This is a genomic window from Sphingobacteriales bacterium, from assembly GCA_016700115.1.
GTDB lineage: Bacteria > Bacteroidota > Bacteroidia > Chitinophagales > UBA2359 > UBA2359.
This window is the reverse complement of record CP064999.1, coordinates 4,707,501-4,722,519: the sequence shown is the minus strand read 5'-3', so window position 1 is coordinate 4,722,519 and position 15,019 is coordinate 4,707,501. Positions and strand designations below refer to the sequence as shown.

Genomic DNA, 15,019 nt, shown 5'->3' with positions numbered 1-15,019 from the left:
CCGTTTCGGTCAAAACTATTTTGATAAACAAAAACTTTCTTTTCTACACCATGAATACAATTTTGCGTTTGCAATTGCCAACTGACCCAAGATGGGTTAACCTTGCTCAAATCAGCATTGAAGATATTTTGACAGATCATGCCTACTGCGAACAAAAGGCAGCATCATCCTGTATCTCGCTCATACAGCAATATCCCGAAAAAACAGAGCTTGTAGAACAATTAGCCCCTATAGTCACCGAAGAATGGGGGCATTTCAGAATGGTATTGTCCGAACTAAAAAAACGCAACTTAAAATTGGGAAGGCAACGCAAAGACGAATATGTGAATGAATTGCTTAAATTTATCCGAAAAGGGGTAAGCCGTGACGAACAGCTTTTAGATAAATTATTGATGTGTGGATTAATTGAAGCCCGTAGTTGTGAGCGGTTTAAATTGTTGTCCAAAAACATTTCAGATATTGAGTTGCAAAAATTTTACTACAAACTAATGGTAGCAGAAGCAGCTCATTATACGCTTTTTCTTGATTTATCAAGATTATATACTTCCAAAGAACGAACTAAAGAACGATGGTTGGAATGGCTGGATTTTGAAGCAGAGGTGATGCAGAATTTAACACTTCGCGGGGATCGAATGCACTAAAAAAGTTACGCAAGATACAAAAAGTACCGAAATCATTATCAATAATGCCTACTTACGCAAAAGTTATTTTACCCTTATCACTTTCTCATGATTACTCTTACGAGGTTCCTGAATCTTTAACAGAAACCATAGCAGCCGGCAAAAGAGTTGAGATTCAGTTTGGACAAAAAAGAGTGTATGCAGGTATTGTTAAAGAAATTTTTACTGATGATCCTCCTTCATATTTGGTCAAGCCAATTCTTAGTGTGTTGGATGAGAATCCAATTGTTACCCAAATCCAACTAAATTTTTGGAAATGGATATCCGAATATTATATGTGTACAGAAGGCGATGTAATGAACGCCGCTTTGCCCGCTGCTTTTAAGTTGTCGAGCGAAACCAATTTAGAGTTAAATCCTTCTTTTAAATATGATTATTCTCTACTGACTGACGATGAGTATATGATCGCTGAAGCCTTGATAAAACAATCAAAAATTACTATTGACGATGTAAAGTTGATATTAAACAAAAAGAATGTATTGTATATCATTAAATCTCTGATTGAAAAAGGAGCAATATTGGTCAGCGAAGAGTTGGTAGAGCGCTACAAACCCAAAATGGAGACACTAATCAGGCTGACTGATGATTATAAAGACGAAAATTTGTTGAGGGATTTGTTTGAAAAACTAAATAAAGCTCCCAAACAATTGTCGGTCTTGATGGCATATCTTCAGTTAAAAAATAAAACCCTGCAAGATTCAATTCGAATTAAAGAATTAGAAAACTTTGCTCAGGTTAAAAGCGCTGATATACAGTTGCTTGTGAAGAAAGGAATATTTATCAAAGAAGATAAAATTACCAGCCGTTTGCCTGAGCTTTCAGACCTTTCTTCAACAATTGACTTGCTAACCGAACATCAACAGGAAGCTTATGACCACATTCTGCGTCAATTTGAAACAAAGGGAGTAATATTGTTACATGGGGTTACTTCGAGCGGTAAAACACAACTTTATCTAAAGCTCATCCAAGATACACTCCAAAAAGGTAAACAAGCATTATACCTTGTCCCCGAAATTGCCTTAACCAGTCAAATGATAAATCGTTTGCGAAAAGTATTTGGCAATGATGTCGGTATTTATCATTCCAAGTTTAATGATTTCGAACGGATAGAAATCTGGCAAAAAGTTTTGAATTCGGAATACAAAGTAATTCTTGGTGCTCGCTCAGCACTATTACTTCCTTTTGTTGATTTAGGTTTGACTATAGTGGATGAAGAACACGATACTTCGTTTAAACAGTTTGATCCTGCTCCCCGCTATCATGCAAGAGATGCAGCCATTTATATGTCTTCACTCTTTAAAGCCAAGACCATTTTAGGTTCTGCTACCCCATCCTTAGAAAGTTATTATAATGCCACTAAAACCCTGAAATATGGATTAGTAACATTAGACCGCCGTTATGGTGATGTTGAGCCGCCCCAAATTGAAATTGTAAACATGATTCAAGCGGCTAAGAAAAATGAAGTCCGAACTCATTTCAGCAAACAGCTCATACATGAAATGACCGAAGCCCTGAACTTAAAAGAACAAGTTATATTGTTTCAAAACCGAAGAGGATATGCGCCCTATGTATCATGCGAAACGTGTGGATGGATTCCACAGTGTCCACATTGCGATGTCAGTCTGACTTATCATAAATATTCGCATGAATTAAAGTGCCATTACTGCGGATATAAAATGAAATCTATCTCCAAATGTAAACTTTGCAGCAGTACTCATTTTGCGCAACATGGGTTTGGAACAGAAAAAATAGAAGACGATTTAAAAGCATTTTTTCCACATGCCACGATAAACAGGCTTGATTGGGAAGTTGCCCGAACTAAAACAGGATTTGAAAAAGTGATTGCTGATTTTGAGAAAAAGCAAACCGATATTTTAGTCGGCACGCAAATGGTAACCAAAGGACTTGACTTTGATCATGTAAACGTAGTTGGAATTTTAAGCGCCGATCAACTAATTAATTATCCGGACTTCAGATCTGCTGAAAGAGCATTTCAGTTGATGCTTCAGGTAAGTGGAAGAGCTGGAAGACGTGCCAAACAAGGGAAAGTTATTATTCAGACTAAAGCTCAATACAGCCGTATTATAGAATTTGTGCTACAAAATAATTATACAGGCTTTTTTACCTCTGAATTATATGAAAGAGCAAAGTTTCGGTTTCCACCTTTTACCCGTCTGATTATGATTACTTTGAAGCACACAAACGCCGAAAAAGTAAACCACGCAGCCTTCGAACTGGCAAAATCCTTAAAGTCAACCATAACCTGCAATCTCCTCGGGCCAAGCGTTCCTGCGGTTGCCCGTATAAGAAACTATTATTTGAGACAAATCCTAATCAAAATCGAGCAGAACTCCCCCCTAACTTCGACCAAACAACAAATTTTACAAACCATATCCCAGTTAAACTCGGATATAAACTACAAACAAGTTGTCGTACAGTTGGATGTTGACCCGTATTAGAACAACCGAAGCAACCTTTTAGGAAAACTCTCCAACAACGTTAAGAAGAACCCAAACCCCGTTTCGAATTAGCAACTAAATCCTCCTCTTGAGAGTTACTCTTGAAGAAATTTGGGGGAGGCAAATCTTATATCCCTCCTTGGCTAATCTTATTGCGGTTTTAGATTTCTGAAAAAGTATGCACCGAAATTATTACCTCGTATGTTTGCCCTTACTAAGTAGCAGTATCCCTTTTTCAAATAGAAGTGCTATTTTAAAGGTTTTTAACCGGAAAGAAGAGCTTTTTTTTACCTTGATAATCTGTCGGTAAAACGTTACGATTTTGTGCGGTAAAAATGTTTTGTTGCACACCGACTTCGTTTCATTATGCTGTATCAACCAATAATCCAATTTGTTCTGATTTGATAGGGTTGGGTTTAACCGGTATATTCGTTTATTGCGACAAGACCTTAAAGGAACTCGGGTACGGGTTTAACAAAAGAAATCAGACAGCGAAAAGTGGACAATAACCTTCAAACAAAAACATAGAAGAGGTGAAATGATTTTATAATAACAATCCAAATCCCATTGAGCAGATTTTTTTAAAATAATTTTTAAAACATAGTAATAACAAATGCTAAACAATTATATTTGCGCAACCATCAAATATAACCAAATAAAGCAACACAATAACCGGCGTAACGATATTTTGATTTGCTTAAAAATCCTCCCTTTTACTTAGTGGTAAGGGTTTTTGGTCTAACCTCAACAAAGAAGTAAAGGGAATTAGCCTGCGCTGATTTTTTTATAAATACCGTAGCAGCAGAATGAAGTTAGTACAAAACAATCCATACAGAAAGGTAGGTTTGCTTGTCGGCGCAACTGCAAGGGAGCAAACAAGGCAAATTAACAGGCTTAAAAAATTTCTTGCAGCCGAACATGAACCGGAAGACGACTTCAGTTTTCCAATCCTCGGAAACTTACACAGAACCGTTGACAGCGTTTCGGAAGCCGCATCAAAACTTCATTTCGACAGTGATAAGATAAGTGCCGCTTTGTTTTGGTTTTTCAAAGGTAACGACATTACAGACGAACCTGCATTTGATGCCCTGAAAGATTCCGATTCAAAACGTGCGATTGAGTTTTGGCAAAAGGTAATAAGTTCGGGTAACGTAACATCAAAAAACGGTTCTGCATTTCATAACCTTTCTACGCTTTTGCTTTGTAACAGCATCAACGGAACAAGCGTAAACCAACCACTTTTTGAAGAAGCCCTGACCCTGAAACTCAAATTTCTTGAAAGCGAGTTTGTAACCGATTTGCAAACAAAAGCAACCGACCAAACCTATAAAACCACCAAAAAGGAAATCCAGCTTCTATTTCTCAATGCTTTGAAAAGTGAGTTAGAAACACATGGGAGCAAAACGTTCTTTAAACTAATTGAAATTTTAACAAAACAAACTTTTTCAGCAAAAGAGGATTTCCTGAAAGGTTTTGTTCAGAAACTTATTGAACAAATACAGAAGAAAATAGAAGCCACTCAAAACAAACGAACAGCAAATAAAGTGGCGGCAGCAGAGGCGGGAGAGGAATTGTATAATTCGGCGGTAAGCGAATTGACACAGCTAAAAAACACTTTGGGAACAACCGACCTAAGATATGTTTCTATTGCCGACAAAACAGCCAACGAAATTCTGCAATGCAGTATAGACTATTTCAACGTAAGTCAAGAAAAAGAAAGCAGCAACTACTTTGAATTCTCAATGCAATTGGCAAAATATGCGGAAACACTTGCCGTTGGTATTCTTATAAAAGACAGAGTTAAAGACAGCATCAATACGCTTGCTGAAATTAAAGACAGAGAACTTTCGCAAGCAATAGATTTGTTACTATCCATAAAAAATGCCTATGAAACTAATAAAGCAAAAATTACAGCAGAAGTCAAAGAGCAAGAAAAAACCTTAAAATGGGGAGAGTCTATAAATTGGGACCTAGTTAATAAAATGATCGAAAATTCTATTGATTGGGAAAAAGTAATAGAGTTAATTAAGAAAGCAATACCACCGCATAACGTTGAAAAAATCAAAAATATAAATGATAAGAAAAGATTAAATGAATACAGAAGTTTGGTTGATTTCATAATGGGTAAATTAAATTCTTCTCAGAAAACAATAGTTAATTATTTAATTTTTAAAACTCCAAAAATTAAAGAACCTTCTAAAGAAAATGAAAAATTAACCTTCGAAGAGAACTTTGAAGAGCCATTACCTATAGCTGAAATATTTTCTATAACCAGCTCCAAAGTTTTAAATACAGATGTTAAATATAATCTGCTTCAAAACACAATACCCTTTTACCATTCTCAAGTCAGATTCATAAGTTTGCAATTAGAGGTTGAAGTTTTCAAATCGCTAAATCTAACCTTATTAACCAAGTATTTTAAACCAAACGGAAAATTAGATTCCAATCCTGATTATTCTCCTAAAAAATTTACTAATAAAACAGAAATTTTGATTGATGAAAATACTAAACAGATATGGCTTACTGCATGGGGAAACAATAAAAAATGTGTTTTTGAAATAGGAAAACACAAAATTGAGGTTTGGTTTGAAAATAAAATAATTTATGAAACATCTTTTCAAATAGAAAGATTTACACCAAAAGAGAGATTACAAGCACAACTGCGATATGCTGAAACGAGATTAATGACAATTAGGAACACTACATACTTTGAGCATGAAATCAGGAGTGAATATTACAAAATGGATAGAATATGTGAGTGGCAGTTTTTAAGAAGTCAAGAGGAAAGAAACAGGGAAATCAGAAATCAACAAGAAGTAATAGATAAATTGGAAAGGAAATCAGAGAACAAGAAAAAACAAAAAATATTAGAACAACAAGCGATTATAACTGAACTTAAAAATAAAATTAAAAATGCTAAATTTTAATGGTGTTTCAATAGTTATCTTAACATTTGCTCTTTTGAATTTGACTGGTATTAGTGTTTCTGCTCATGAAGATACTCTAAAGACAACAGGCTTGGGAAAAGATTCAAAACAGAATGTGTTTGGCTATAAATCGCTACTATCAGACAAAAAAAATTTGAAAAAGGAAGCACCAACTCATAATGAGGCACCTAAAAAGTCAAATGATTCTATTATTGAAGCCCTTAAACAGAAAATCCAAGAGAACACAAATGTCATTGCAAAAACAGCAGAAGAACTTGAAACCAAAATCAACGAAACAAATAAAACAAACGAAGACAGAATCAATGAAGTTTCCGAATCATTGAGCAAAAATTCGCTTATCGGAATTATCGGTGTGCTTTTGGCAATTCTGCTTTCGGGGCTTTTATATTGGTTGTTGAGCAGAAGGCAGAAAACGGATAAGATAGATATGGTTGCAAGATTTAACAACGCTAAGAAATTCATAGAAGAAGAACTAGTTCAAATTAACACTAAACTTGCAGAATTGTATAATGTTCAAATGGAGTTATTAAAGCAAGAAACAAAAGTAAACTCTACAGATGCAATTGACCATTCATTGGCGCTAAAAGTGGCTGACGAAATCGTAAAAATGCAAATGAACTTAGCTCACATGGACAATAAAGTTAGAGGGCATAGGCAGCTTTCTATTGCAGTCGCCAATGTGTTGGATAACTTCAAAGCAAAAGGATATGAAATCGTTGACCTGTTGAACAAGCCTTATAAAGAAGGAATGAATATGCAGGCTACAATGGAACCGGACCCGTCTTTAAAGGAAGGCGAACAGATTATTCGCAGAATAATTAAACCGGAAATATATTTCAACAACAAAATAATTCAGCACGCACAAGTAATTGTGGCTTACGGAGAATAACTAAACATCAAATTTTTAAAAAAATGGCAAGAATAAAAGTTGACTACGGCATAGACTTAGGTACGACCAATTCTGCAATAGCAAGAATGGAAATGGGAGAACCGGTTATTAAAAAATCTATGGACCTTCAAAAAGATACAGTACCTTCTTGTGTTTTAATCACAAAAAAGTGTGCAATAGAAGTTGGTGATAAGGCTCTCACACAACTTGGAGCTGACAAGAGATTAGAGTTTCAAAATCCTCACTATACTTCAAATGTTTTTATTGAGTTTAAAAGGACAATGGGAACCGATAAGGTTTACAAATCATCTCACTTAGGCAAAGACTTAATATCAGAGGAACTTTCCGCAGAAGTATTAAAAAAACTCAAACAACCAATCACAGACGAAGTTGTAAATGCTGTTGTTGTTACTGTACCTGCTATGTTTGGAGCAAATCAAAAAGAGGCGACTAATAAAGCTGCCAAATTAGCCGGTTTTGAACAAGTTGTGTTATTATCAGAACCTGCTGCCGCCGCTTATGCGTATGGCATTAAAACCAAAATGAAGGACGGTTATTGGATTGTGTTTGACTTTGGAGGCGGAACATTTGATGCTGCATTACTTAAAATTGAAGAAGGCATTTTTAGAGTTATCAGTACGGAGGGTGATAATTACTTAGGCGGGAAGAATATAGACTTTGCAATAATAGACGAAATACTATTACCATATTTCAGAGAAAGTTACATCTTAGAGGGTGTCTTTGAAGATGACAGTAAGCTAAATAAATTCAGAAATCAATTTAAGGATAAAGCAGAACAAGCGAAAATTGATTTGTCAACAAAATCATCTGTTGACTTGCTTTCTAACTTAGGTGAGAACTTTGGCAAAGATGATGCCGGCAATCCTTTTGAGTTTGACTTAACGGTAACAAGAGATGAGTTAGATAAAGTTCAAAGACCTTATTTTCAGAGAGCTATTGACATAACAAAAGAGTTATTGAAGCGAAACCATTTAAAGGGAAGTCAAATCAACACTTTGATTTTAGTTGGAGGCCCAACTCTAACCCCACTATTAAGAGAAATGTTGAAAGAACAGGTAACAGAACACATTGATTTTTCGGTTGACCCGATGACTGTTGTGGCAAAAGGCGCTGCTCTTTATGCTTCTACAATAGGCAGAGGAATAGAAGACCCACCACCAACCAATTGTGTAGAATTAGAAATCAACTACGATGCTATTACCGTTGAAACAGATACTTTAATTAATATCAAACTAAAAAATATTGATTCTTTAAAAGGGGTGAAAATATTTGCGGAAATTCACAGAAATGACGGGGGTTGGAGTATGAGTAAAATCCAATTAGATAGTAAAGCTCAATTGTTTGAATTAGTATTAAAAGAAGGGAAAAACCACTTTGTGGTTAAAACAACAGACAGCAAAGGGGATTATATTGAATGTTCACCTTCTGAATTTACTATAAGATGTGTAATTGAAGGATCTATCGGACCTGTTGACGTTACTATATTGCCATTTCATTATGGTATTGAAATTAAAAATAAAAAGACGGACAGAATGGAGTTTGAGCCATTGAAAGGTTTAGAAAAAGATAGAGAGTTAACATCAAAAGGGCTTATAGGCGTTTCAAACGGAAGAACAACTTCAAGCCAAATTAGAACCGGAATGAAACAGGATTTTTTAAGAATACCAATTTATCAAGGAAATTACAATGCAAAAGGGTCAAGAGCTATCTACAATGAACACGTCTTCGACTTAGAAATTACAGGTGAAGATTTACCTGCATTACTACCGGAAGGAAGCACATTTGATTTAACCATTCAATTGGACAGAAATGAAAGCATTTCAGGTAAGGCATATTTTCATATATTGGACTATCAACACGAATTTAAGGTTGTCAAAGAACATAGGGTTTCCATTCCTGCCATATATAAAATAGAATCGGAGTTTAGAGATGGATTCAGGATAATACGCGAAATTGAAAAGGCGAAGGTTTTATCCGATGACTCAAAACTAAATGAATTGAAAAAATCGCTTGCTGAATTACAAGATTATTTTGAAAAGGGGAAAAGCGATGAAGACAGACGAAAGGAAGTATTTGATAAAATGAGGGAGATCCTTATAAAAGTTGATGAATTAGACAAAGGAACCGGTTGGGATAGAATAGAAAAAGAAATTCGCGAGGAGTTTGGCAGGCTTGAAAAGGCGAATGATGATTTAGGAAACGATAAAACAAATGAGGCATTAGAAAAACTAAGGACTAAAACGGACGAAGCGATTCGTTCAAAAGACCATGATTTAGGTCGCGAAGTCCTTGAAGAAATTGAAACCTTGTTTGTTATAATAACGTTAATTTACCAATTAATAGGAAGAATAAGAAGATGGAACGAACATTTCGATTTTATTAAATGGAAAAACCCTACAAGAGTTAGGCAATTGCTAAATCAAGGATTGCTAATTATTGCAGAGAATCCGACTAAAGAAAGGTTATTGCCGATTTGTATTGAGTGCGAAAATAATTTACCTGACCAAGCTTGTACAAGTTGCGGCAGGAAAATATCACAATGTGTATGTGTTTCTTAAAATCAATTCTATTTAAATCTAAACCTTCAAAGATTTTAGAAGATAGATTAAATAGGATTACAGCCACCTCAGACGAATATTATAAATCTGAGGTTGACAATGAGAAACCAAAACATACTTTGGGTTAATCTTTAAATAAATACACATGAAGTCAATAATTGCGACAACCCTTTTCCTGAGTTTGGGTTTGTTATCCTGCGAAACCGAATTGGCAAAAAACGAACGTTTAGCCCGGGAAGAAAAGCAGCGAATCGAGTTGGAACAACAGAAAGCGGAAGAAGAAAAAGCAGCCGCTTTAAAATTGGAACGGGAGCGTATTGAATGGGAGAAACAAGAAAAAGCAACCGCCTTAAGATTGGAGCAAGAGCGTATTGAACGGGAAAAAGAAGAAGAAGCCGAGCGGGTAGAAAGAGAAGCTGAACTTGAACGTGAACGTCAAGAAAAAGCAATTTATGACAAGTACATCAATAACTCGTTAAGCACGGGTTCTACCCCCTATTCTTATTGTTATGGCAGAAATAATTCTTGTTCCAATTGGGGTTGCTCGGAAATTAGTGTGAAAACACCTTCTAACTCCGATGTATTGGTTACAATAAAGAAAGACGAAGAAGTTGTAAGACATGCTTATATAAAAAGCAGCAGTTCCTACACATTTGAACTGCATAACGGAACTTATCAACCCTTTTTCTATTATGGGAAAGGTTGGAACCCGGAAAAGTTCATGAAACAGGCAGCTTGCGGAACTTTAAAAGGGGGCTTTATAACCGATGAACATTTTGGGAAAGACAGCCCGCAAAGTTTATCTAATGATATTCTTCAGTATGAATTGATTCTACAACAAAATGGAAATTTTAGTACAAGGCCAAGTAATTCGGAAGAAGCTTTATAAATCGAAACAGTATGCCATTTTCCCCAAAGTATTTTCTAGCTTACCATAAATTAAAGCATGACTAAAAACAAGAAAATAACAGTACAACAAATAGACATTGTTGTGTATGAGGACAATGAGCAAGATTATATTTCATTGACTGATATTGCGAGATATAAAAACCCTGCGGAGCCTAAAGATGTCGTAAAAAACTGGATGCGTACCCGTACTACTATTGAGTTTCTTGGTTTGTGGGAACAACTCAACAACCCGAATTTTAAAGGGGTCGAATTCGACTCCTTTTTATACGAGGCAGGAAGTAACTCGTTTACGCTTTCTCCTTCAAAATGGATTGAAGCAACCAATGCCAAAGGTGTTGTATCCAGACAGGGTAAGAATGGAGGTACTTTTGCCCATAAAGATATAGCTTTTGAATTTGCTTCGTGGGTGTCGGCAGGATTTAAACTGTACTTAATAAAAGAGTTTCAACGTCTTAAAAACGACGAAAGTAGCCGAAATCAATTAGAATGGAACTTACAAAGAACCCTGTCTAAAATAAATTACCGTATCCATACCGATGCCATCAAAGAGAACCTTATTCCGATGGAGATAACAAAACAACAGGCAAGTTTTGTATATGCCAATGAAGCCGATTTGCTCAATGTGGCACTTTTCGGTATGACGGCAAAAGATTGGAGAGAACAAAACCCTGACAAGTCGGGAAACATACGGGATTTTGCGAGTTTAGAACAGTTGGTTGTGCTAAGTAATATGGAAAGTATCAATGCATCGCTTATAAATAAAGGCATTTCTCAAAGCGAACGCCTGTTAGAGTTAAACAAAGTCGCTATTACACAAATGAAATCACTATTGAAAAATAAAAGTATTAAAAAACTGAAATAAAGTTGGACAACTACAAAGGCATAATACCCAAAGGATTTTCCATTGAAGAAAAATATAGCATCATGTTTTTCATCAAACAGGGAAGCAATGCCGAAGCCTACCGGGTGAGAGGCAATGACGGAAAATTGTATTTTCTGAAACTTTTTAATTATGCCAAGTTGCATCGTTCGGCTTTTGATGATGATAACAACCTGCTTGAAATAGAATTTTTAAAAAAAATAAAACATGACAATATTGTAGCCTACAAAGACGATGGCGAACTGATTTACGAAAATAAGAAATTCGGATATTTGGTGTTGAATTTCATAGCGGGAGAAACCTTGTCTGAAAGAATAAGTCGGGAACCTTTCTCAATATACTATGACGTTAAGCAAATTATAAATGAAGTTTTAGGAGGTCTGCACTATTTACATCACCTGCCCGAACCTGTTATTCATAACGAGATTACCCCTCAAAACATCATGTTGGATTTGTCGGGCGATATTCCGAAAGCCAAAATCATTGACTTTGGATATGCGAGGTCTTTCCATCAATCAACCAAAACATACAATAAAGAGGGGCTAAATCTGAATTATGTAGCTTCCGAATGTTTCAATAATGCGTATTCGCCGCAAAGCGATATTTATTCGGTTGGTGCGGTCATGTATCACTTGCTATTTGGCTTACCGCCCTGGTTTAAGGAAGTTTCAAAATTCCAATCAGACAGAGCAAAGGCGGAAGAAATTGTTTTGCAGGAAAGAAACAAACCGCTGTCGTTTCCAAAGGTTTCATCTGCTTTTGTCGAATATGACAAAACGGTAAATCTGATTTTGAAAAAAGCATTAAGCCGGGATTTGGAAGACCGTTTTCAAAATGCCGGTGAATTTATGCGCGCATTGAACGGAGAAATAGAGGTTGAGGATATAGACAAAGTGCGAAAGGTAATAGCGGGCGGTTCTCAGGAAAAGAAAATCCAAAGTAAAAAGGCAAAAGGCAAAGGTTTTGATGCCATTGCAGGAATGAAAGAACTCAAAGAACAATTACAATCAGACATTATTGATGCTTTGAATAATCCCGAAGAATACGCGAAATACGGGATTACCATTCCAAACGGAATGTTGCTGTATGGCCCGCCCGGTTGCGGAAAGACTTTTTTTGCAAAACATTTTGCCGAAGAAGTAGGGTTTAATTTTATGTTGGCTACACCTTCAACGTTGAAAAGCCGTTATGTTAATGCCACACAGGAAAACATAGCAAAAATGTTTGAAGATGCCGAAAAGAATGCGCCAACAATTATTTTCATAGATGAGATAAACGAATTATTGCCCAAACGGGACAGCATTGTTCATGAAATGGCAATTAGTGCGGTTAACGAAATGCTGGCACAAATGGACAGAACGGGAGAAAAGGGTATTTTTGTCATAGGAGCAACAAACTATCCCGACATGATAGACCCTGCTATGCTAAGAGCGGGAAGATTGGAAAAGAAATTCTACATACCCCCGCCCGACTTTGAGGCAAGAAAATTATTGTTTGAGATGTATCTAAAAAAACGTCCTTTGGATTTCGGTTTGGATTATGACCAACTTTCAACTCTCACGGAACACTATGTTTCGGCAGACATTGAACTGTTGGTAAACGAAACGGCAAGATTGGCTTTTCAAACCAAAGCAAGAATTTCAATGAAGATGTTGGAAGAGGTCATCAAAAACACAAAACCCTCTGTTTCGTTGCAGGAACTGAAAAAATATGAAGCCATCAAAGCAAAGATGGAGGGAGATAACACAGACACAAAAAAGGGAAGACCACCAATTGGGTTTTAAACTTTAAAAATACAAAATGATAAACTTAGTTTTCAGAATCGTTGTTGAAGTGTTATTTGGAATATCTCGTCTGACTGGATTTACATATAATGAGGTAAATATTTTATTGTACTACTTCTTTATCCCGTTTACTTGGCTGCTTCTATTGGATAAGATTTTTCATTTCCATTATTTTAAAATTGCTTTCGTAATATTTTGTTTGGGCTTTTATATATGGTGTAAAGATTTCAAAGGATTTTCCGATTGGTTATTTGACAGGTCTGTTGATTTTTTAAAATATTTCGACAGGTTTGGCAGCAATTATAGTGCCTCTTCTGTTTGGATATGCGTAGTGCTGCCGCTGTTCATCTATGCTTTGCTAATCTTCATACTAATTAAAAAGTAAAAACATGGACACAATACCTTTTGACAAACTTTTGTTGAAAACGACATTTTGCTGTATGGCATCAGACGGCAATATTGATAAGCGGGAAGTAGCCCTAATCAAATCATTGTGTGAAAAATCGACTGTCTTTTGAATCTGAATTTTGAGGAAGAAATCAACCGTCTTATCGCCGAAATTAATGAAGACGGGAAAGTGTTTATTCAACAATATTTTGACCTGCTGCATAAAACGGAACTTTCTGAATAAGAAGAACTGACCTCTTGATTGATTTCGCCATTCTGACTATCAACACAGACGAAAAGGTGGAGTATTCGGAAATCAAATTTTTCAAAAACATCAGACGGCCTTTGAAAGTAAGCGATGAAAAATATTGGAACACTTTCCTGACATTGAACAGTTTTTGGAAGAAGATTTTATCACTGAATCTTTCCCCGATAAAATCACAAGCCAATATTTTGAAATAGCAGAACTACCTCAGTTTAACTTTATCAGTATAGACAGCCGTTCGTTTGATAACCTCGATAAAGAATGGCGGTAGCAATCAAAATAATTCTCGCGATATTGTTCTTCCTTTGTTTAACAGACATGCCTTACGACTACTTTCAATTCGTATAGTTTGCAGGTTTGGTAGGCTTTGCAATTCTTGCATACCAAGCCAATCAACAATGCAGGCAAACAGAAATGTTTATCTATGGAGTATTGGCATTACCTTTTCAACCGTTTTTCAAAATTGCACTCGGTCGGTTTTTTTGGAACATTGTAGAGGTGGTTGCGGGTGGCAGGCTTATTCTTTCTATTTTCGTATAGACGAAGGTAAAACCTAAACGGGCTTTCCGAAATGTTTCTTTTTGCCGGACTGAGTCAAATAAGGCTCTTTCAAAAGACTTTCCGGCAGTATTATTTTCATTTTCTTTATCCTATTTTGTGTATTCTGTGGCTAACCTAAAACCATATAAAAAACTGCACAAAGGCTATCCTCTGCCATTACCTGATGATGAATAAACCGTTTAATAAAAAAATCAAAGGGTTTTATAGGCAGCCTCTTATTCAATTCGTTGAAACCGGCTGATATTGGTCGTACCCAAATCACCGTTATTTGTACTGCCAAAACCAAATTCAGGATAAGGTTGAGTTAGCCCAATATATGGAATTGTCTGAACAATTTCCAGTGTCATTTCTTCTGGTTCAATGATCTCATTGATTTCGAAAATGCCTATATATTGTCCAGTAGCCGGAGAAGTCTTGTTTAAAGTTATTGGATATATATCGCTACTTTTTCCTTCTTTATCAATACTATAAGTTCCGGAATACGATACAATTAAATTATCAGTGTTTGTCTGAGTGATTGTAAATGTACTGTCAGTTCGAAATCTTATGACAACTGATGATATTGAGTCGGCTAAAACAGGTGCTATATCTACCGAACCTGCGCTCCACAAACCAACTACATTAAGCTTTGGGTCAGGTTCGTTAATTATTTCATCAGGTTCACAACTTATAAACAGT

Annotated in this window: 10 protein-coding genes (1 of these 10 running past the window's edge); 9 read left to right on the top strand and 1 reads right to left on the bottom strand. The window is 35.9% G+C overall.

Annotation, left to right across the window (positions count from 1 at the left end; all coding sequences use genetic code 11):
• Positions 1-50: 50 nt before the first annotated feature.
• The 9 genes from IPM47_16845 (at position 51) to IPM47_16805 (ending at position 14,051) form a co-directional block, all read left to right on the top strand.
• Entirely contained in the window at positions 51-641 is a 591-nt protein-coding gene (locus IPM47_16845) for a tRNA-(ms[2]io[6]A)-hydroxylase (protein ID QQS28499.1), read from the top strand.
• A gap of 44 nt (positions 642-685) precedes the next feature.
• The gene (gene priA / locus IPM47_16840) at positions 686-3,139 is read left to right on the top strand and encodes a primosomal protein N' (GenBank protein QQS28498.1); all 2,454 of its coding nucleotides are present in this window, start codon (positions 686-688) and stop codon (positions 3,137-3,139) included.
• A gap of 806 nt (positions 3,140-3,945) precedes the next feature.
• Positions 3,946-6,066: a hypothetical protein gene (locus tag IPM47_16835; GenBank protein QQS28497.1), complete on the top strand. Its 2,121-nt coding sequence runs from the start codon at positions 3,946-3,948 to the stop codon at positions 6,064-6,066.
• Complete coding sequence (locus IPM47_16830) at positions 6,053-6,976, top strand: hypothetical protein (protein ID QQS28496.1); 924 nt, start codon at positions 6,053-6,055, stop codon at positions 6,974-6,976. The genes IPM47_16835 and IPM47_16830 overlap by 14 nt, the downstream gene beginning before the upstream one ends.
• Before the next feature lie 23 nt (positions 6,977-6,999).
• Positions 7,000-9,555 (top strand): Hsp70 family protein, encoded by a 2,556-nt coding sequence (locus IPM47_16825; protein ID QQS28495.1) that lies wholly within the window; start codon positions 7,000-7,002, stop codon positions 9,553-9,555.
• 145 nt (positions 9,556-9,700) lie between these two features.
• Positions 9,701-10,444 (top strand): hypothetical protein, encoded by a 744-nt coding sequence (locus tag IPM47_16820; protein ID QQS28494.1) that lies wholly within the window; start codon positions 9,701-9,703, stop codon positions 10,442-10,444.
• 57 nt (positions 10,445-10,501) lie between these two features.
• Positions 10,502-11,326 carry a KilA-N domain-containing protein gene (locus IPM47_16815; GenBank protein ID QQS28493.1) on the top strand — a complete coding sequence of 275 codons (825 nt, stop codon included), beginning with the start codon at positions 10,502-10,504 and terminating at the stop codon, positions 11,324-11,326.
• Positions 11,327-11,388: 62 nt separating this feature from the next.
• A complete protein-coding gene (locus IPM47_16810; GenBank protein ID QQS31513.1) occupies positions 11,389-13,128 on the top strand; it encodes an AAA family ATPase in 1,740 nt (579 codons plus the stop codon).
• Between the two features lie 755 nt (positions 13,129-13,883).
• Positions 13,884-14,051, top strand: a complete 168-nt coding sequence (locus IPM47_16805; protein ID QQS28492.1) for a hypothetical protein — start codon at positions 13,884-13,886, stop codon at positions 14,049-14,051.
• 505 nt (positions 14,052-14,556) lie between these two features.
• Here the strand turns inward: IPM47_16805 and IPM47_16800 are convergent.
• Positions 14,557-15,019, bottom strand: partial view of a hypothetical protein gene (locus tag IPM47_16800; protein ID QQS28491.1) — the 3' portion only. 41 nt of this gene lie beyond the right edge of the window; 463 of the gene's 504 nt are visible here — the last part of the coding sequence; the start codon falls outside the window, past its right edge; the stop codon is at positions 14,557-14,559.

Coding starts and splice junctions, on each gene's coding strand:
- IPM47_16845 (QQS28499.1), top strand. CDS start 51: ATGAATACAATTTTGCGTTTGCAATTGCCAACTGACCCAAGATGGGTT.
- IPM47_16825 (QQS28495.1), top strand. CDS start 7,000: ATGGCAAGAATAAAAGTTGACTACGGCATAGACTTAGGTACGACCAAT.
- IPM47_16820 (QQS28494.1), top strand. CDS start 9,701: ATGAAGTCAATAATTGCGACAACCCTTTTCCTGAGTTTGGGTTTGTTA.
- IPM47_16830 (QQS28496.1), top strand. CDS start 6,053: ATGCTAAATTTTAATGGTGTTTCAATAGTTATCTTAACATTTGCTCTT.
- IPM47_16835 (QQS28497.1), top strand. CDS start 3,946: ATGAAGTTAGTACAAAACAATCCATACAGAAAGGTAGGTTTGCTTGTC.
- priA (QQS28498.1), top strand. CDS start 686: ATGCCTACTTACGCAAAAGTTATTTTACCCTTATCACTTTCTCATGAT.
- IPM47_16810 (QQS31513.1), top strand. CDS start 11,389: ATGTTTTTCATCAAACAGGGAAGCAATGCCGAAGCCTACCGGGTGAGA.
- IPM47_16815 (QQS28493.1), top strand. CDS start 10,502: ATGACTAAAAACAAGAAAATAACAGTACAACAAATAGACATTGTTGTG.